The organism is Mycobacterium ostraviense (genome assembly GCF_002705925.1).
Classification (GTDB): Bacteria; Actinomycetota; Actinomycetes; order Mycobacteriales; family Mycobacteriaceae; genus Mycobacterium; species Mycobacterium ostraviense.
This window is the reverse complement of sequence record NZ_NKRE01000001.1, coordinates 4,168,604-4,185,759: the sequence shown is the minus strand read 5'-3', so window position 1 is coordinate 4,185,759 and position 17,156 is coordinate 4,168,604. Positions and strand designations below refer to the sequence as shown.

Annotated in this window: 18 protein-coding genes and 1 tRNA gene; 7 read left to right on the top strand and 12 right to left on the bottom strand. The window is 65.8% G+C overall.

The window, feature by feature from the left end:
- Window positions 1-110 precede the first annotated feature (110 nt).
- From CDN38_RS19635 to CDN38_RS19620, 4 genes are all read right to left on the bottom strand, one after another.
- The gene (locus CDN38_RS19635; protein ID WP_075509912.1) at window positions 111-1,298 is read right to left on the bottom strand and encodes a YncE family protein; all 1,188 of its coding nucleotides are present in this window, start codon (window positions 1,296-1,298) and stop codon (window positions 111-113) included.
- 392 nt (window positions 1,299-1,690) lie between these two features.
- Window positions 1,691-2,461 carry a DUF427 domain-containing protein gene (locus tag CDN38_RS19630; RefSeq protein ID WP_075509913.1) on the bottom strand — a complete coding sequence of 257 codons (771 nt, stop codon included), beginning with the start codon at window positions 2,459-2,461 and terminating at the stop codon, window positions 1,691-1,693.
- A 7-nt stretch (window positions 2,462-2,468) separates the two neighbouring features.
- Entirely contained in the window at window positions 2,469-2,741 is a 273-nt protein-coding gene (locus CDN38_RS19625) for a DUF6295 family protein (RefSeq protein ID WP_075509935.1), read from the bottom strand.
- A 12-nt stretch (window positions 2,742-2,753) separates the two neighbouring features.
- The gene (locus CDN38_RS19620) at window positions 2,754-3,509 is read right to left on the bottom strand and encodes a dienelactone hydrolase family protein (protein ID WP_075509914.1); all 756 of its coding nucleotides are present in this window, start codon (window positions 3,507-3,509) and stop codon (window positions 2,754-2,756) included.
- An 81-nt stretch (window positions 3,510-3,590) separates the two neighbouring features.
- Here CDN38_RS19620 and CDN38_RS19615 point away from each other — a divergent pair, with 81 nt between their 5' ends.
- Window positions 3,591-4,103 carry a nitroreductase family deazaflavin-dependent oxidoreductase gene (locus CDN38_RS19615; protein ID WP_233026952.1) on the top strand — a complete coding sequence of 171 codons (513 nt, stop codon included), beginning with the start codon at window positions 3,591-3,593 and terminating at the stop codon, window positions 4,101-4,103.
- 4 nt (window positions 4,104-4,107) lie between these two features.
- On the opposite strand, the gene CDN38_RS19610 is transcribed toward CDN38_RS19615, so the two are convergent.
- From CDN38_RS19610 to CDN38_RS19600, 3 genes are read right to left on the bottom strand one after another with little or no spacing between them, the layout of a single operon-like run.
- Complete coding sequence (locus CDN38_RS19610) at window positions 4,108-5,709, bottom strand: esterase-like activity of phytase family protein (RefSeq protein ID WP_075509915.1); 1,602 nt, start codon at window positions 5,707-5,709, stop codon at window positions 4,108-4,110.
- A gap of 47 nt (window positions 5,710-5,756) precedes the next feature.
- Entirely contained in the window at window positions 5,757-6,539 is a 783-nt protein-coding gene (locus CDN38_RS19605; protein ID WP_075509916.1) for a hypothetical protein, read from the bottom strand.
- 42 nt (window positions 6,540-6,581) lie between these two features.
- Window positions 6,582-7,082 (bottom strand): hypothetical protein, encoded by a 501-nt coding sequence (locus tag CDN38_RS19600; protein WP_099319436.1) that lies wholly within the window; start codon window positions 7,080-7,082, stop codon window positions 6,582-6,584.
- Window positions 7,083-7,435: 353 nt separating this feature from the next.
- Here CDN38_RS19600 and CDN38_RS19595 point away from each other — a divergent pair, with 353 nt between their 5' ends.
- From CDN38_RS19595 to CDN38_RS19585, 3 genes are all read left to right on the top strand, one after another.
- Complete coding sequence (locus tag CDN38_RS19595; RefSeq protein ID WP_142361297.1) at window positions 7,436-7,990, top strand: hypothetical protein; 555 nt, start codon at window positions 7,436-7,438, stop codon at window positions 7,988-7,990.
- A 166-nt stretch (window positions 7,991-8,156) separates the two neighbouring features.
- The gene (locus CDN38_RS19590) at window positions 8,157-8,609 is read left to right on the top strand and encodes a DUF5709 domain-containing protein (RefSeq protein ID WP_075509919.1); all 453 of its coding nucleotides are present in this window, start codon (window positions 8,157-8,159) and stop codon (window positions 8,607-8,609) included.
- Between the two features lie 171 nt (window positions 8,610-8,780).
- Window positions 8,781-9,881: a hypothetical protein gene (locus tag CDN38_RS19585; protein WP_233026950.1), complete on the top strand. Its 1,101-nt coding sequence runs from the start codon at window positions 8,781-8,783 to the stop codon at window positions 9,879-9,881.
- Window positions 9,882-9,886: 5 nt separating this feature from the next.
- On the opposite strand, the gene CDN38_RS19580 is transcribed toward CDN38_RS19585, so the two are convergent.
- From CDN38_RS19580 to CDN38_RS19560, 5 genes are all read right to left on the bottom strand, one after another.
- On the bottom strand, window positions 9,887-10,402 hold the full coding sequence (locus CDN38_RS19580) for a hypothetical protein (protein WP_142361295.1): 516 nt from the start codon (window positions 10,400-10,402) through the stop codon (window positions 9,887-9,889).
- 140 nt (window positions 10,403-10,542) lie between these two features.
- Window positions 10,543-11,901, bottom strand: coding sequence for a hypothetical protein (locus tag CDN38_RS19575; RefSeq protein WP_233026949.1), 1,359 nt, complete (start codon window positions 11,899-11,901; stop codon window positions 10,543-10,545).
- Window positions 11,891-13,033, bottom strand: a complete 1,143-nt coding sequence (locus CDN38_RS19570) for a sulfotransferase family protein (RefSeq protein ID WP_233026948.1) — start codon at window positions 13,031-13,033, stop codon at window positions 11,891-11,893. The genes CDN38_RS19575 and CDN38_RS19570 overlap by 11 nt, the downstream gene beginning before the upstream one ends.
- A gap of 9 nt (window positions 13,034-13,042) precedes the next feature.
- A complete protein-coding gene (locus CDN38_RS19565) occupies window positions 13,043-13,927 on the bottom strand; it encodes an LLM class flavin-dependent oxidoreductase (RefSeq protein ID WP_075509921.1) in 885 nt (294 codons plus the stop codon).
- Window positions 13,928-14,180: 253 nt separating this feature from the next.
- Window positions 14,181-14,254: transfer RNA gene (locus CDN38_RS19560), tRNA-Leu, on the bottom strand.
- 359 nt (window positions 14,255-14,613) lie between these two features.
- Here CDN38_RS19560 and CDN38_RS19555 point away from each other — a divergent pair.
- The 3 genes from CDN38_RS19555 to CDN38_RS19545 all read left to right on the top strand — a co-directional run bounded on the left by CDN38_RS19555 (window position 14,614) and on the right by CDN38_RS19545 (window position 17,135).
- Window positions 14,614-15,438, top strand: a complete 825-nt coding sequence (locus CDN38_RS19555) for a PPE family protein, SVP subgroup (protein WP_075509922.1) — start codon at window positions 14,614-14,616, stop codon at window positions 15,436-15,438.
- A gap of 64 nt (window positions 15,439-15,502) precedes the next feature.
- Window positions 15,503-16,681 carry a PPE family protein gene (locus CDN38_RS19550; protein ID WP_075509923.1) on the top strand — a complete coding sequence of 393 codons (1,179 nt, stop codon included), beginning with the start codon at window positions 15,503-15,505 and terminating at the stop codon, window positions 16,679-16,681.
- 157 nt (window positions 16,682-16,838) lie between these two features.
- Window positions 16,839-17,135 (top strand): WXG100 family type VII secretion target, encoded by a 297-nt coding sequence (locus CDN38_RS19545; RefSeq protein WP_023367038.1) that lies wholly within the window; start codon window positions 16,839-16,841, stop codon window positions 17,133-17,135.
- Window positions 17,136-17,156 lie beyond the last annotated feature (21 nt).

The following is a 17,156-nucleotide window of genomic DNA, read 5'->3' as shown; positions in this document are numbered from 1 at the left end:
ACCGCCTCATGTCTGGTCGGGCGAATGCTATCGCCGCGGGCAAGTCATGAGAAACGGGTTCCCCCGATAACCGCGTTCAATGCAGGCCGAAGTGGGCCCGGGCAGGACCGTCAGGCCAGCGCCGCCTCGTACTGCAGCAGCTCGGGCATGATCCACTCGGTCGACGCGCCGCACTCAACAGCGTCGTCGACGCCCGGGACGGTCGCGGCGACCGGCACCATCGTGACCGTGCCGGTGTAATCGGCGATGTACAGGTGGCCGCCGTCGCGGCTCTCGATCACGCAGGACGGTTGGTCGGCGCGGACGGTGCCGACGATGTCCTGGGTGAGCGTGTCCAGCACCGTGACCCGGTCCTCGCTCACCAGGTAGGCCCGATCACCATCACCGCTCAGGGTCAGGCGGGTGACCAAACCACCGATCTGGTCGATCTTGCGGGTGGCGGTGACCTTGCGGGCGCGGCTGTCGACGACGTCGACGACCGCGCCGAAGTCGGCGCCGCAACTGGCGACGTAGACAATGGCGCCGTCGGGACTCACCGCGACATCGCGGACGGCCGAGCCGATGTCGACAGTGCCGACGACGCGCAGCTGCGGCTTCTCAGCCTTCTCGGGGCTCTTGGCGTTCTTGCGGCGCCAGCGCGAGCGGCCGGTGGCGCCGCGATCCGCGTCGCGCTCCGGGCGGGTCGCGACGGCGACCAGCTGGCCGCCGGACGGACCGTTGATGCCGACGTAGAGCCGGCTCCCGTCGGCGCTGATGCGCACGCACTGGGCGGTGGTGCCCGGGACGGTCGCGACCTCGATGGCCTCGACGCGGCCCGTAGCGGTGTCCAGGACGGCGACGTCGGCACCGCGGGCGCCGTTTCGGCTGGCGTAGACGTAGTTGCCGCCGGGGTCGACGGTGAGGTCGCTGACGCTGAGCGTCAGCGGGTGGGTGGCGGCAAGGGTGTTGGTGGACGCGTCGATGACGCCGATCGAGTCGTAGGCCGGCGACACGATGCTGACGTATGCCCGTTCGGCCGGCGCGCTGGCGGTGGCGATGGCGAACGGCTCGTTGACGCCGGCGATGGTCTCCCCCACCCGGCAGCTGTCGGTGTCGATGACCGACACGCTGTGGTCGCGGTAATTGGTCACCAGCAGCCGGCTGCCGTCGGCGCTCATGGCCATGGCAGCGATGGGGCCGTTGTTCACGCGGATCTCGACCGCGGCCGGCAAATCGGGTGTGGCGCCGGACCCGAAAAGCTGGACGTATGCGCTATCCCGCTCATCCCAGCCGGTGTTTTGGCCGTTCACATCGCTCACGTTGGCACCGCCTTTGCTGTGTTGCGCGGGCTTCAGACATCGCGACTGCGCTGTGCGACCTGACCGCCCGGGACCACCCGGATTCAGCACCAAAAAGCACTGATTGACCGCGTTCGCAAGAGTCTAGCCGTTGAATTATCGACGAAAAGATTTCGATTTCAGCATTGTTACCCAGGTCACTCCGCGGCCTCAGGCTAAACTCAGGCTGCCATAATCGGGCATTTGGTAAAGCACCCTAGAGCAAACACGTCGGGCCGCTGTGGCAGCAAATTCAGTCTTATGGCTAACTTGTTCCCGAGCAATTACGCAGTCGTTAGATAAGAAATTCTTATATTGCGCGACCAAAAGAGGCGAATATCACAATGCGCTAAGCCGGGTTCCCGCGGCCCGCGTCAGCCGAATTGGGTGCGTGGGCGCGATAGCGCGACACCGTCGACAATGATGTCGAGCTTTTCGTTGTAAAACGCCACCAAGCCGGCGATGGCCGCGACGGCCGGCAACGGGTACTGGTAGGTCCATGCCAGGTCAGGGTGCATCGTGTCGCCGACCCGCACCGACCAGTAGCCCGATGTCGTTCCCTTGTACGGGCACAGCGTCCGCGTCGAGCTGGGTTCCAGGTGTTCGAAGGCGACGTCAGTGGGGTCGCTGTAGTAGCGGGTCGGCAAACCGGTTTCGAACACCAGCACCGCTGACCGGGTGTCGGCGAGCACGACGCCGTCCAACTCCACCCGGACGTGGCGGTGCGAGCGCAGCGCGTCCACCCGGGTGTACGGATTGCGCGGGTGGCCATAGATTTGCTCGTCCTCTTCGAACCACCGCAGCGGGTCCCAGTCGAAGCGCACCGTGCCCGCGAGCGGACCGTCGCCGTCGGCGTCGAAGACCCGCGCGGCCGACGGGTGGGTCCGGTGTGCGCCGACCAGCGAATACAACCGCGACGGACCGAACTGAACTTTCTGGGGGTGGTCCTCGTCGCGCAGGAATTCCCTGCGGACATCGGCGATCGGTACGTAATACGTTGGGTAGTAAGGCAATTCCCACACATAGCTGGCCGCGGTGGTGTCGAAGACCAGTTCGCCGTCAAGAAAGCCGCGGATGCGGCGCGGCGCCGGCTCGATGCGTCCGCGCGCGGCCGCCATCTGCGGGTAGTCGTGCTGGGTGCCCATCTGTCGCCTACTGGTCCTTGGACGCCAGGCCGGCCGGCGCGTGGGCGATCGCTTTGCGGATTGCGTCGGCCAACGCCAGCGCGCTTTCCTCGGTGAGTTCGAGCGCGACCCGAGCGGACGGGCCGAACTCCGGGTTGATCACGTCGATGTTCACCGTGTGGCCGTAGCGGGCATGCACCGGATGATCGACATACACCGTGGCCCGGCTGGCGCCGAACCACCCGGTCGCGCCCTTGGCGCTGCCGTCGATCTGCAGGTGTTCGGTCAGGTAAGTGCACATGCGTTGGGACACCTAGCCTTTCAGGTGCGTAGCGAAGAACTCGTCGATGCGGCGCCAGCCGTCCAGCGCCGCCTCCGCGCGGTATGCCGGACGGTCGACGGAAAAGAACCCGTGGCCCGCGCCCTCGTAGGAGGTGAACGAGTGCGGCTTGCCCAGCCTGGTCAGCTCGGCATCCAGTGCGGCCACCCCAGCGGGTGCCGGGAACCGGTCCTGGGCCCCGAACAACCCCAGCAGCGGGCAGCTCAGGTTCGCCGCCAGGTTCAGGATGGGTTTCATGGTCTTGGGCATCCCCTCCGGCGGGTCCTCGACGATGAACGCGCCGTAGCAGTCCACGGCGGCGTCGAACGGCAGCGAGCATGCCGCCAGGTAGGCGTGCCGCCCGCCCGAGCAGTGCCCGATGACGCCGAATCTGCCGTTTGCCCCGGGCAGCGAGCGCAGGTGTTCCACCGCGCCGGCGACATCGCCGACCAGGCGTTCGTCGGGGACACCACCGGCTGCCCGGGCCGCAGCGGCGGCATCGTCGGGTTCGGCGCCCGGGGCCTCGCGGGAATACAGGTTGGGCGCCACGGTGTGGTACCCGTTGACCGCGAGCCGGCGGACGAACTCCTTGGTCTCGCGGTCGTAGCCCGGCATGTGGTGAATCCAGACGATGCCACCCCGTGACCCCTCGGCGAGCGGCATGGCCCGGTAGGCCTCGATCTCATCGCCGCGGTGCCCGGTGATCGTGATCGTCTCCGCGCGAATCGCATCCGGACTGACAGCGTTCATCGCGACACTCCTTGTCTGGCAGGTTGTCCGGAAGGCCGCTGCGGCCACTGCCCCGTCCAACCTATCGAGTACCGTCTAGCCGTGGCACTGAGGCGGGAAAACCCGATTCGCGGGCGGCGGTTGCGGCTCGATGAGGCGCTGATGGAACGCGCTTTGATCAGCCCGGTGGGTAACCTGTTTGCGCTTCACGTAGCGCCGCGCGTCGACAAGGCGCTGATCCCGCGCACCAACGGCCGGCTGAGCTCGGTCGGCTGGAACAAGGTCGGTCTGCTCACCTCGACCGGTGCCAAGTCCGGCCGGCCGCGCACCCAGCCGCTGGTATTCCTCGAAGACTCCGACGGGCTTTTGGCGATCGGCTCCAACTACGGGCGGGCCAACCATCCCGGGTGGAGCGCCAACCTGCTGGCGCACCCCGAATGCACCGTCGAGTTCAAAGGACCGCCCAGGCGATACCGGGCCGAGTTACTCACCGGCGACGACCGCGCCCGGTCATGGGCCGTCGCGACCGACTTCTACACCGGCTACGAGCGCTACCGAACCAAGTGCGCGCCCCGCGAGATCAGGGTGTTTCGGCTGCGGCCGCTGACCGGCTGAACGGTCAGCGAACTTTGATCGGGATCGTCACCGATTCCGTCTTCGGCGGCAGCGCCGTCGTGTCGACGACCAGGATCTCGCCATTGTCCTGCGTCCCGTTGGGCAGGATCTTGGGCCGCAGACGCATCGGCAGGGTCGTCGAAGCCAGGCCGGCCAGGCCGAAATCGCTGTCGTTGGCAATGACGAGTGTCTTACCACCGTCTGGGGTGATGAGGCCTTCGATCTTGTCGTGTCCGTAGAAATCGCCGTTGGCCGACAGCGTTCGCAGCAGTGATTCAAGGTCGAGCTTGAGCGTCTTGGCGGCGACGGTGATCCCGGCGGCCCTGAGCTTGGCGACGGCGTCCGCATCGGTACTGACACCGATGGCGGTCTCAATAGGAACACCGTTGACGAGCAGGCCGCCGGCGTCGGGCTGATACGACGCACCGGGCACCGTCGAGCGCGGCCCGACGTCGGTGGCCCCGGCAATGTCCACCGCGTAGATCTTCTTGTTCGCGTTGGGCGCAGCCTTGCTGTCCCTCTCGACGACCAGGAACGTGGTGGCGCTCAGCGCCGTGATCTCCGATACCGCGACGTCGGTCTCCTGCGGATTGGCCAGCGGATACAGATACTCGTGGACGATTTGGGGGTCGACGACGTTGACGGTCACGATACGGGCGAGCGGCACCGATTTTGCGGAGCCCTGCAGCCCCGGCGTCTGCAACGCCGACTGCATGATCCCGGCCAACATCGTGCCATCGGGGCTGATGGTCAGTCCTTCCATTCCGCGGTTGGGGCTGCGCAGCGACAACTCCTTGGGCAATGTGCCGTCGAACGATGAAAGGCGTTCCAGCTCTTTGCCATTGGCGTCGAAGTGGATGAGGTAGGGGCCGTACTCGTCGGACACCCAGAAATTGCCGTCGAGCGTGGCGACCAAGCCCTCGGGGTCGACTCCGTAGTCCGAAGGTTGCAGCGGCGTGCCGTTGAGGTCCACCGCCGACTCGCCGGTATTCGCCTGCCGGTCGACCAGCCCGACCAACGGTGAGCCGTCCGGACCGCGCAGCGCGATCGTCCGCTCGACCGTGGCCACGCCGTCGGCCAGCTTGAGCTTGGCGATATGCGGCTGGAAGTCCGGTACCGGGAACACCTTTTCGTTGGGGGTACGCCCGGCGACGTTGGGGCCGCGGTCAGTGAGGCCGTAGATTTCGTCGGCAACCCCGGGCACCGCGGCGATCCCGGACCCGTGCGCGCTGGCCTTGATGGCGACGCCGCCCATGGTGACCAGGGGCAGCTGATTCTCGGCGTAGGTCTTGACGGCGCGACTGACGGTGACGGTGAGTTCGTCGGTACCGGTGAAGCCGGCGTCGGGGGTGTAGGTCATTGCCCCGTTTGCGGCGTATGCGATCTTTCCGTGCGCAGGCTTGCCGAAGGCCACTGGTGTCAGGCCACCGGTGGCCGCCAGCATCCGGTCCGGGGTGATCGTGAGTACGGTTCCGGCCTTGGTGCTCAGGTCCACCTTGCCCGGATGCGCGACCCTGAAGTCTGACGTGCTCGACGAGCAGGCCGTCAGCGCCGTCGATACCGCTACCGTCGCAACCCACCATCGTGTCGTGTTCGCCATGGGCATGATTTAGCAGGAGAAGTTGTCGCGTGGGTAACGGGAGCCGAGATTTGCTAATGCTTCTTGTCGCGAACCTTGTAGGTCGAGGGCCACGACTTGCGCGACTCGTCGCCCGTCAGCGGCGTGCCCATCCCTCCGACCCTGACGTTGTAGGCCTCCTTACCTGGGCCGACTTCGCGATTGGCGTGCTCCTGGGCAAGGTAATAGAGCTCGTCGATGGTGGCTTCGTCGTAGGCGACGAAGGAGGTTTCCCGGACGGCGTCGCCCACCCCGGCAAGCATCCGGTCGGACAGTGGCCGAGACGCCAGAGCCGCCAGGCCCAACAGCGAAAACGGGACCACCCAGTAACAGATGAACGACAACGGCGTCTTCGTGTCGAGGATCGTAGCGTCGCGCAGCACGATCGGCGGGATCGCCGATGACAGCGTCATGCCGGCAAACGCGGCGACCCACAACCAGGTCAACCGCACGGTCATCCTGTCGAACAGCTCGGTCCTGACCACATCGGGCGGTTGCTCGGCCGCGGCGAACTCCCGAACGAACGGTTTGCCGATCAGCAGGCCGGCCAGCGCCCCCAACAAGATCCCCGCGCTGCTCAACGGCTGTATCCACCGCGCCATAACCGACTCACTGAGCGCAAAGGTCAGCACCGTCAGTACCGAAAACGTTGCGACAGCAGCGATTTCAATCGTTCGGCCCGGCTTGTCGGTGGCCCGCCCGACCGCGAACACCGCCAGCGCGATCAACAACGCGACCGCAACGGCAATCTCGAACGGGACATTGCCGACCAGCACCCAGTAGACGATCCACGGCGCAAAACCAAAGAGCATACCCACGAAGGCTCAGTTTATGGCCGGTGCCGCAACCGCAGCGCGCAGCTACCACAGCACGCCGTGGCCGGCGGACAGGATGAAGCCGTGGTTGCCCTGCGTCTGGCAGTGCACCGCGCCGGTGTCGTCGATCGCGCAGCTGGCACCAAGCGTCTGCACCCGTTGACCGGCAGGCAGCACCGGGACGTCACGGGTGAAGGTCGCAGTACTGGACTGGCGGTATCCGGCGGGATGAGCGGCATCGGCGAAGGTCTGGTTGGTGCCCGGCGGCGCGTCGGCGGGCACCATGTCGCAGCCGATCGGGCCGCCGTTGGGGGCCAGGCCGCACGACCATCCCCCGGGTGTTTTGAAGTAGAGCCAATACCCCCAGAAGTTGGGCGTCTGTGGCGTGAGGCTGCCGTAAACACCTTCGTAGAGCCCGGCCGCGAGCGGATAGCGGTCGAGGTCATCCCGCGGTGGGTTGTCGTCCCCTGGCGGGGCGGCAGCCGCCGGCGCGACCGAGATCACCGTCATGCCCAGTCCGGCCAGTAACCAATAGCGCCATCGCAATACACGGTCCCGGCGCCGGCGGAAACGATGCGGGCGATGTTGGATCATAACGGCACGCTCGTCGCTGAGGCGCTCGTCGAATAGGGACTTCCGACCTCAGTTCGCAGGCAGCACCCGAAATTGTCGAACAGCGCTCCCGGACAACCCTTGCGAGGCCCAAAGTCTCTATTGACAACCGGTTGGCGTTGTTACGGTTGCCCGATTCCTGCGGGTGGCAGGCGGTAGGTCGGCATCAGGGACGGAGTCGATGGTGACCAGACTGGCGTCCAAACTGGCACTGGCATCTGTGGGTGCGGTGGCTTATGTGCCCCCCATGGGTTTGGCACTGTCGCCGAAATCGGGGAATCATGCAGATGCCTGCGATTAGAGCAACACTGGGCGCGGTCGCAGCGACGACGGTAATCACGCTCTGGCTTGCAGGCTGCCACTCGACGACGACGGGTAGGCCGGTAGCCGAGCCGGCGCACGGCCGCAAGGACGAACCAGCCAGCACCACCTCGTCCACCATCGGCCTGCCGCCCATGAAGCACTTCCGGATCGGCGACCAACGCTACGGCGCTGTGCACGACTGCTACGTCAACGACAATGCGGTCACGTGCACCCTGAGCATGGAGCCGTCGTACACGGTGCAGTCGTATGAAGGAACCGTGACCGGCACTTTGTCCGGGGTTACGTTGACGGGAACGCAGACCACGCACCAGAGGTACCCCGACGAGACGGATCGCTCGTGCATCTGGACCACGGATACGTCGGATCCCGTTACCTATGTCTTCAGTTTGGACGGGACGGTGGCGATGCGGGGGGGACCCGGAGAGGTGCACTCGACACGCAGCGGCAGTTGCACAGGTTCGGAGTACGGCAAGGGCGGGATATGGGAAAGCTCCGAGAAGTGGTCGGTGATTGAGTAGGCAGTAATAGGACTTTCATTCGGAGCTGCGGGTATGGCCGACGAGCCCAACATCGCCGCCCATGAAGGCCCAACGACCCTAGGGCGGAACGCTCGCAAAGCTCTAAGTTGTGGATTGCCCGCGAGTCGAACGATTCCGCGCGATCAGGATCTGGAGGAGGGACACCGTGAGCAATGCCTATTGGGCCGGCCCGGCGGCAGGTGAATACGGCACCGAAGACGACAATCAGCTTCAACCCGAGGACACGCTGATCGACCGGGGCGTCGACGACATCCTCGACGAGGGGTACTCCCCGCCGGAGCGTCCGTACGCACCTGGCGCCTTCGGCCCCTCCGAAACACTGGACCAGCTGCTTGCGGAGGAAGAACCGGATCCGGCGTCGCGAATCGATGTGTTGTTGGACGAAGACGAACGGCAACGCTCCGACGAAGCCGAGCGCGAAGCCGAGTTTCCGCGGCGCAGCGAGGTCGGACGGGCCCGAGCGGGCCGACTCGTCGCGCCTGACCTGGGCTTCGGCGAAGACACCGAGGCGGAACTGGTCGCCGAGGACGTCGGTATCAGCGGCGGCGCGGCCTCGGCGGAGGAAGCCGCGATGCACATCATCGAAGACGCCGACTAATCGTTCGGCATGGGTGCCCACAGTCGGGCGACGCCCACGTTTCGGCGCCGCAGTGGTTGGTGGGCCACGCTGTTGGCCGTGTCAGCGCTGGCCGCGTGCACTCCGGGGACCAGAACGAATTCACCCGCCACGCAGCCGGCGCCCACCGCGGCGTCCGGGACAACGGCCCCGATGACCATGCGACCGGGTGCGCTGTTCTACGCCAAGGCAGGATCGCTCTACGTCAGCGAACCCGCCGGCACCCCCGGCCGGAAGCTGACGGACGGACCTGCGGACGCGCAGCCGGCGCCGTCCCCGGACCTGTCGCACGTGGCATTCGTCCGCAAGGCGACAGCCGCCGATTATGGCGGTGAACTGTGGATACTCGACCTGTCACCGCAACTGGCACCCGTCGGTCCACCGCGGCCGTTGGTGGATCCGGCCGCCCTTACGCATGGCAGCGGCGACCTACCGCCAATGGTCGCGAGTCCCCGGTGGTCACCGACGGGAAAACAGGTTGCCTTCGTCGACAACCCGACCGGTGGGGCGGTGGACGGCGGCTACCTGCTGGTCGCGGCGGCCGATACCGGTGGGCTCGCACACACACAACAGAAAATGTTCGCCGAATCCGGCTTCGCATGGGCGCCCGACGGCCGCCACATCGCCTGGGTTCAGGCACGCAGCGACGTGAGACCGGTGGATGTCAACGTCCTCGCCGTCGTTGGTGAATCCACGCCTGTCGCCACCGACACGAACGCCTTCGCGGTGACTTACTCCAAGGATGGGCAGAAGATCCTGTTCGCCAACGGTGACGCATCCGGGCTGGACGCGGGCGTGCCCCCATTCGCCGTCCGCACTGGCGGCATCTACTCCGTGGCAGCCTCCGCCGAAACCGGCGGGAAGCTGCCCGCACCCACTCCGCTATTCACCAAGCCGGGTTCGTACTACGGCGACATCACGGCCTTGGGCTCCGGCGCCGTGGCGTTCACGACGCAACGTGCCGGGCGAGGCGACGCCGATCCATCGAAGACGATCCAGGTTCTCGACGCGGGTTCGTCGCTGCCGCGCACAACGGTCACCGACGTCGCGGTGATGTTGACCTGCCAAGACTCGCCTCGCGGAGGGCGCGTTTGTAATGCCGCCCAGGCACCGGTGTGGGGTGCCGGCGACTTCGTCGCCTACCTGGACACTTCCTCCGGCAACTGGCTGGTGGTAACGGATCTCGACAACCGCAGCCCTACCCGGGTCGACACCGGCGTGGACAGCTTTGCCTGGGCGCCGCCGGCGCGATAAGGACTCTAGCTCTGCTGCGCCCGCACCCACTCGAACAGACCGGCCGGATACGCCTGGCCCTGATATCCCACGTACGCCACGCCGAGAAGCTTGTCGGCGTCTCGCGTCCACGCGATGCCGCCATCTCGGTCGGGCAGGAAGGTGCTCGCACGTCCGCAGACCACCGACCCGTATCTGGCCCCGTCGGATTTCGTTAGCGGAATGGGAAGAGACGATCGCATGCCGGGACACGCCGCAGGCGTCCAATCTGGACCACTCAAGGCGGACGCGAATGCCTCTTGCATCGCTTTGTCATCGCCGAACAGCCAATAGGTTGCCGCCGTCGGGCCGCCGGGCAGTGAGTTGGCCCCGCAGCTCACAGCGGCAAGTGCCGCCCCAGCAGCGGTCGGTTTGCATACGCCGCTGCCGTAGCCTGCCGGCAGCAAGCCCGTCAAGTCGCTCAGCGGGTCGGCGCTGGCCGGCGCGGCGGTGCTCACGGCGGTCGCAACAATGGCGGCAACAATGCAGCTCAAACGAATCATGAAGCCACGCTCGTTCTTTGAGGCGCTCCTCGTACAGGGACTTTGGACCTCAATGCAGAGTGTCGAGGCCCTCTGCCTATCCTCGATGGATTCCCAGTCGCCGGATCGTTCGGCGTTGCGGTTCGAGCCCGTCGTCCCACTCAGTACTGCCGGTAGCGGCGTTGGACGTGTTCCTGACGGACACGTATTTGTTCTCGCCGGTCCGCTGGCGAGAACTTGGGTGTCGACGCGGGTAGGTGATCGTCAATCTCGTCGAAAACGACCTTGCGCACCGTCACCACGGGCAGCCGCTCGGTCGGCTGGGAATAGGTCCAACGCATGGTCATGAAGCCCCGGCGTAGTCCGGTGGTATCCAGCCAGTTGGGCACACCGGGGTCGCGGTGGGCGACGACGTAGCGGTAGTGCCCGTCGTCGTCGCGGCGGGCCTGGGTGCCGTTGAGGCTGCTGACGTGGTTGGCGTAGTCGTGTGACTCGCCCCAGACGTTGGCCAGGTGGAAGCCCATGTAGGCGGGCGGCTCGAACACTTCGGTGTCGATGAGCAGGACCTCATCCTCGGCCAGGTCGTACATCCCGCCGGAGTAGACGTTGGTGCTCTGTCCTCCGCCAGTGGCCAGCGACGCACCGGCCGGGGCGTTGAAGCCGTTGCGCGGCATGAAGGTCAGCCCGTCACCGTTGCGATCTCCGTGCGCCTCGAGCACCACGTCGTAGAACTTGTTCCAGAACCTGGTCTGGTTGTCGACGATCTCGCCGACGCGGCGCATTGCGGCGGCCGCGGTGGCCGGGTCCAGCGCGGGCGGATGTTCACCGACCTTGTCGAGCCGGTGGATCAACAGCACGGGGGCCTCCTCGCGGTCCCAGTCGTGATACAACGCTCGCACGGTGACGTACTCCGCGAAACACCGAACATCGGAGCCCTTTGAAATGCGTTGGGTGGAGATGAAATTGCCCTCGTACCCGGCTGGCCGCTCGGGGGCCAGGAGGATGTCGAAACGTCCGTCCTGCCCGATAGCCAGCTCGGCGGAGTCCAGCTTGCCGGTGTTGCCGCGCACGCCCGGCTGCAGTTCAGCGAGGTCGCCGGTGTCGCCGGCGTAGCCGGTATGGGCCTCGACGATGAGGTACTGCGGCGCAATGGCACCCGACGGCGCTGGCGGCTCACCGCGCCAGTGGCGTGAGTCCTGGACCTGGCCGGTGATCCGGTACTCATACCGGCCGTCGATGGGAGTCGAGAGGTACATCGCGTCGGCATTGTCGATGGTTGCCTTGTCGAGCGCCCCGATGGCGCGGCGGAAGTACGCGAACGCGGGATCGCCGAAGAAGGCACGCTCCACAGCCGAGTGCACGAAGCCGAGCAGATAGCGATAGCCCTCGGCGAGCTCGCGCGGCCCGGACTGCGGCGGAGCGTATAACTCGGGAGATTCCAGGGCGTCTCGCGCCCTACCCAACCGCTCGATCATCTCGTCCCAGGCACCGCGCAATGCGGCGGCGTGGTCATCCGACACGGTCAGCCTCCCAACCAAACCGATCGAACAACGGCGCCAGATGGGTGCGGATGCCGTCGGCTTCCAGGCCGAACTCTTCGAAGCTGTAGGAGTGACCGGATCGGTACTCACGCCCCTTCTCGGCCGCGAGCGCTTTCTCTTGCTCTGGGGCCATGTCGAGACCGAGCTTGTCGTACACCCGGTGCATCGTGCCGGACGGATCGGTCACCAGGTCGCGGTAGTTGAGGATCACGCTGGGCACCTCGGGGTGGGCGTCGAGGACGTCCAGCGGGTGCTGGTAGTAGTGATACGACGACTCCACGAACGACCGGAACGACGCCTGCATGTCGCGCTCCGATTGCTTACGGGCCGACCAGGCAAACTGCATCAGCTTCAGGAAGCTCGGGATCGTTTCGTAGGGATTGCGCACCGGCACAACGAATTTGGCGTCCGGGAAGGTCTGGATCAGGCTTTCGACGCGGCCGCAGTGAATCGGCGCCTTGGACAGGTGCGTCTTGCCCGGACCATTGAGGACCAGTTGGCGACGCACACACTCTTTGTAGAACTGCATCACGCGGCGGCGCTTGCGCGCCGGCCACCGGTCGTCGACGTAGTAGAAGTCCAGGTGCTGAGCCCGGGGATACTGCACCACCCAGTAGCCTGAGGCGCACGACATCGTCAGCAGGAACTCGTCCTCTTCCGGTGCGAACAGCCCCGACTCGTGAACTTGGTTGCTCTTGCTGAAAAGCCATTCATCGAGGGCGTCGATGCGCCTGCACAGCCGGCCACCCAGCCGCTGGTCCCACCGCAACACCGCCCGCAACACCTTCTTCTCGATGAGCGACGGGAAAAACATCTCCCATAGCAGGACATAGGAGAACCGGGGGTCATTGGCGAGCATCCGGTGCATGTAGGTGGTGCCGCTGCGGGCGTGACCCACCACGAAGACGGGTTGTCGGACGTCGGTGCGTCGCAACACCGGGAAGACGATCGGGTCGAGTGCGAACGTCACCGTGTGCAGCAGCGCCATGGCCGGGACGACGACACACAGGGTGCGGTATTGGCGCCGACGCCGGGCAGGGTCCTGCTCGAAGCGAACCAGGCGGACCATCGCCCACCAGGTGCGCCAGTCAAAGTAGAAAAGGTTTTTCACGACGTCCTTTCAGGGGTTGACCTTGGTGATGACGGTGTCGGCGAAGCGCTCGAGTTTGGCCACCTTGTCCGCCAGCGGCTGCGGATCTTCACCCTTGGTGTAGGGATTTCGGACACCCACGATGACGTCGGTGACACCCAGGCCCTCCAGCCGTTTGCGTCCGTCAACCGAGCGGCCATCGGGGCTGGCGGCATGAATCTCGAAGGGCTCGTTCGACTTTCCCGCCTTGGCGCGAAACATCCGCAGTTTGACCAGCATCGACTCCAGCATGTCGTTCGGACCGCCCGCGTGCATCCACCCGTCGGCTTTAGTCGCCGCGCGCCGCAGGGCGGCCTCCGAGTGGCCGCCGATCAACAACGGAATGGGGTGAGTGGGCACCGGACAGACCTTCATCGACGGCACGTCATAAAAGCGGCCGTGGAACTCACAGAACTGCCCGGACTCCAGCCCCCGAAAGATGTCGATCGCCTCGTCGAGACGGGCGCCCTTGTGGGCAGGGTCAACGCCGGCCATCAAATAGTCGTCGGGATACGGACTGCTACCGATGCCGACTCCGAGGCCGAGGCGGTTGCCGGTCAGTGTGGCCACCGAGAACGCCTCCTTCGCAGCCAGTACGGGTGAACGGACCGGAAACTTCACCACGAAGGTGTTGAAGCGGATGCGTCGGGTGATCGCTCCGAGGTAAGCGGCGAGCACGAACGGCTCGATGAACTCCTTGCCCTCCAGGAAGCTACAGTCACCGTCTGCGGTATACGGGTACACAGCATCGGAATGCTGCGGATAGCCGATGGAATCGGGGATGGCGAACCCGTGATACCCCGCAGATTCCGCCGCAGTCACGAGGCAGGGCAGATACTCCGAACGCGTCATCGAGTCCCAGAAGGTGAACCGCATATCAGCCGCCCATCAGTTCCTTGATCGCATCGTCCTCGCGACGAGAACAGCCGTTCCCGTCGCGAATGAACCGGCATCGATGACGAGTTTTGCCCGGTGATGTAGCGCGACTCGTCAGTGGCCAGCATCCCAGCGGAGCGCGGTAGTTAGCTACCGTCGCGGCGGGTCGCCCACACGCCGGTATTGCGCCGGTTCCCCCGTCCGCCGAGCGACAGTGGCACCGACAATAGACCCTTGACTAGGCGTTATACCGTGCCCCCAGTCGGACTCGAACCGACACTGGACGGATTTTAAGTCCGCTGCCTCTGCCAATTGGGCTATGGGGGCCAGGCGGCGAATGTAGCGCGCGGACGCCGGGCACGAGATATCCGCTCCTGGATACGAACTCAGAAAACACTAGCGTGCGCCAGGGTCGGAGTTTGAGTAGGATCGCCCGCCGCGCGCCGGGGCCGCAGTGGCAGCCCATCTGGGTCATATGACATAGCCGTATCGCCCGCAAGGAGCTTGTTAAAACTGCCCGCGTCGGCGTTAAGAGGCCGTAAACGTTAGTCACCCCCTGCCTTTCGGCGGCGACTGTGGAGCCGTGGCTGGTTAGCGTTACGCCAATACACAGGGGTCATTACGCAAACACACAGGGTTGACCCGGGGAGTCAAAAGGTCGCCATGTTTCACATTAGGAGCAACCAATGTCATTCCTGCAGATAGTGCCGGAAGAGTTGACAGCCGCGGCAACGCAGCTAGGTGCACTCGGTACCTCATTGACCGCGCAGAACGCAGCCGCCGCCGCACCCACCACGGCCATCGCTCCGGCGGCTCTCGATGAGGTATCGGCGCTGCAGGCGGCCTTGTTCACTGCCTACGGCACCCTTTACCAGCAGGTCAGCGCCGAGGCTGCGGCCATGCACGACATGTTCGTGAACACCCTGGGGTTCAGCGCCGGCACCTATGGCGCCACTGAGTCGCTCAACTCGGTGGCCGCGGGTTCGCCGTTCTCCGGACTCATGTCGGGCATGAGCGGTCTTATGCAAGGAAGCTCCTCGGCGGTTCCGGACTCGTTCAACGGTGGCATGGCCAACATGATGAACATCGGGATGGGGAACTGGGCGTCCTCCACATCGAACCTGCTCGGTTTGGCCGGCGGTGGACTGCTACCCGCCGAAGAGGCCGCTGCGGCCGACGCCGCACTCGGCGGAGAAGCGGCTCTGGCCGAAATCGGTGCAGCGGAGGCGGTGCTCGGTGGAGGTTCCGTCGCTGCCGGAATCGGCGAGGCGTCGTCGATCGGTCTCTTGTCGGTGCCGCCCAGCTGGGCCGGGCAGGCCACCCTGGTTTCAAGCACAACCGCCGGAGCGCTGCAGGGCGCCGGCTGGACCGCCGCCGCCCCACAAGCCGCTCCCGGTGTGCTCTACCCCGGCGTGCCGGGGTTGGCCTCGGCCGCGCGCAACAGCGCCGGATTCGGTGCGCCGCGCTACGGCGTCAAACCCATCGTCATGCCCAAACCGGTGAGCGTATAGGCGCTGCGCACAGCGCAATTGCACAAATCAACGAGTGAGACTAACTCAAAAGGATTGGTAAACAATGGATTTTGCCGCTCTGCCTCCTGAGATCAACTCCGGGCGCATGTATGCGGGTGCCGGCGCCGGACCGCTGCTGGCCGCCGCGGCAGCCTGGAACGGTCTGGCTGCCGAGTTGTCCGCGACGGCAGCCTCTTTCGAGTCGGTGGTTACGCTGCTGACCGGCGAGCAGTGGCTGGGCCCGGCATCGCTGTCGATGGCCGCCGCGGCCCAGCCCTACCTAGCGTGGTTGACGTACACCGGCGCCGCGGCCGAGCGTGCCGGCGCGCAGGCCATGGCATCCGCGGCGGCATACGAGGCGGCGTTTGCCGCGACGGTTCCGCCGCCGATCATCGCCGCCAACCGGACGCTGCTCGCTGCGCTGGTCGCAACGAATTTCCTGGGCATCAACACCCCGGCGATCATGGCCACCGAGGCTCATTACATGGAAATGTGGGCCCAAGACGCCATGGCCATGTACGCCTATGCGGCCTCCTCGGCGAGCGCCGGAACACTCAACCCGCTGACCACGCCGTCGCAGACCACCAACCCGGGCGGGGTTGCCGCGCAGTCGGCCGCGGTCGGTCAGGCCGCCGCGGCTGCCACGGTCAACCAGGTCGGTCTGAGCAGTCTGATCACCGACGTGCCCAATGCGGTGATGAGCCTCGCCTCCCCACTCACCTCAGTTGCCGACGCAACGGGGCTGACCGGAGTCATGCAGGCGATCGACGACCTGCTCGCCATGCCGATGGTGGCCAACATCTGCAACGGGGTGATCAACACCGCCGCATGGTTCGTCATGGCCGCGATTCCCAACGCGATATTCCTCTCCAACGCCCTCGCGCCGACGGAGGCAGCCGCCGGAGCCATCGAGGGTGCCGCCGGCGCGGCCGCCGCAGCGGGCGTGGGGCTGGCGGAAACGGTCGCACCGGCCGGCGCCGGAGCGGTCTCGGCCGGTTTGGGCGAGGCATCACTGGTCGGCAGCCTGTCGGTGCCGGCCAGCTGGTCGAGCGCCACACCGGCGGCGGCTTCGGCCGCCAGCCTGCTGTCCGGCAGCGGCTGGAGCGTCCCGGAGGAAGCCGGACCGGTCTCCGGAATGGCCGGGATGCCCGGGATGGCGGCGGCCGCCAAGGGGGCCGGCGCCTACGCCGGGCCGCGTTACGGCTTCAAGCCGATCGTCATGCCCAAACAGGTCGTCGTGTAGCCCCGGTAAGAACCGGCCAAGAAAAGGGGATATGTCACTCGTTTGAGGCCGGTAATTAACCGGCGCGCCGTAATGTATTCCGCGAAGGGCTACCACCGCACCAATCACATGCTAGAACTCTTGAAACTGCAGACTGCGAGATAAGGAGACAGGAACCATGACCGCACGCTTCATGACCGACCCGCACGCGATGCGGGACATGGCGGGCCGCTTCGAGATGCACGCTCAGACGGTTGAGGACGAGGCACGCCGGATGTGGGCGTCCTCGCAGAACATCTCCGGCGCAGGCTGGAGCGGTCTGGCCGAGGCCACCTCGCTGGACACTATGGGCCAGATGAACCAGGCCTTCCGCAACATTGTGAACATGCTGCACGGAGTGCGTGACGGCCTGATCCGCGACGCCAACAACTACGAGCAGCAAGAGCAGGCCTCCCAGCAGATCCTCAGCAGCTAGCCCCGGCCCGACAGCTTCGAT

What these genes read in the sequence shown, in the direction of transcription:
- CDN38_RS19610 (WP_075509915.1), bottom strand. Translation starts at nt 5,709, where the DNA reads ATGCCCATGGCGAACACGACACGATGGTGGGTTGCGACGGTAGCGGTA.
- CDN38_RS19580 (WP_142361295.1), bottom strand. Translation starts at nt 10,402, where the DNA reads ATGATTCGTTTGAGCTGCATTGTTGCCGCCATTGTTGCGACCGCCGTG.
- CDN38_RS19625 (WP_075509935.1), bottom strand. Translation starts at nt 2,741, where the DNA reads ATGTGCACTTACCTGACCGAACACCTGCAGATCGACGGCAGCGCCAAG.
- CDN38_RS19595 (WP_142361297.1), top strand. Translation starts at nt 7,436, where the DNA reads ATGCCTGCGATTAGAGCAACACTGGGCGCGGTCGCAGCGACGACGGTA.
- CDN38_RS19550 (WP_075509923.1), top strand. Translation starts at nt 15,503, where the DNA reads ATGGATTTTGCCGCTCTGCCTCCTGAGATCAACTCCGGGCGCATGTAT.
- CDN38_RS19545 (WP_023367038.1), top strand. Translation starts at nt 16,839, where the DNA reads ATGACCGCACGCTTCATGACCGACCCGCACGCGATGCGGGACATGGCG.
- CDN38_RS19620 (WP_075509914.1), bottom strand. Translation starts at nt 3,509, where the DNA reads ATGAACGCTGTCAGTCCGGATGCGATTCGCGCGGAGACGATCACGATC.
- CDN38_RS19565 (WP_075509921.1), bottom strand. Translation starts at nt 13,927, where the DNA reads ATGCGGTTCACCTTCTGGGACTCGATGACGCGTTCGGAGTATCTGCCC.
- CDN38_RS19630 (WP_075509913.1), bottom strand. Translation starts at nt 2,461, where the DNA reads ATGGGCACCCAGCACGACTACCCGCAGATGGCGGCCGCGCGCGGACGC.
- CDN38_RS19555 (WP_075509922.1), top strand. Translation starts at nt 14,614, where the DNA reads ATGTCATTCCTGCAGATAGTGCCGGAAGAGTTGACAGCCGCGGCAACG.
- CDN38_RS19585 (WP_233026950.1), top strand. Translation starts at nt 8,781, where the DNA reads ATGACCATGCGACCGGGTGCGCTGTTCTACGCCAAGGCAGGATCGCTC.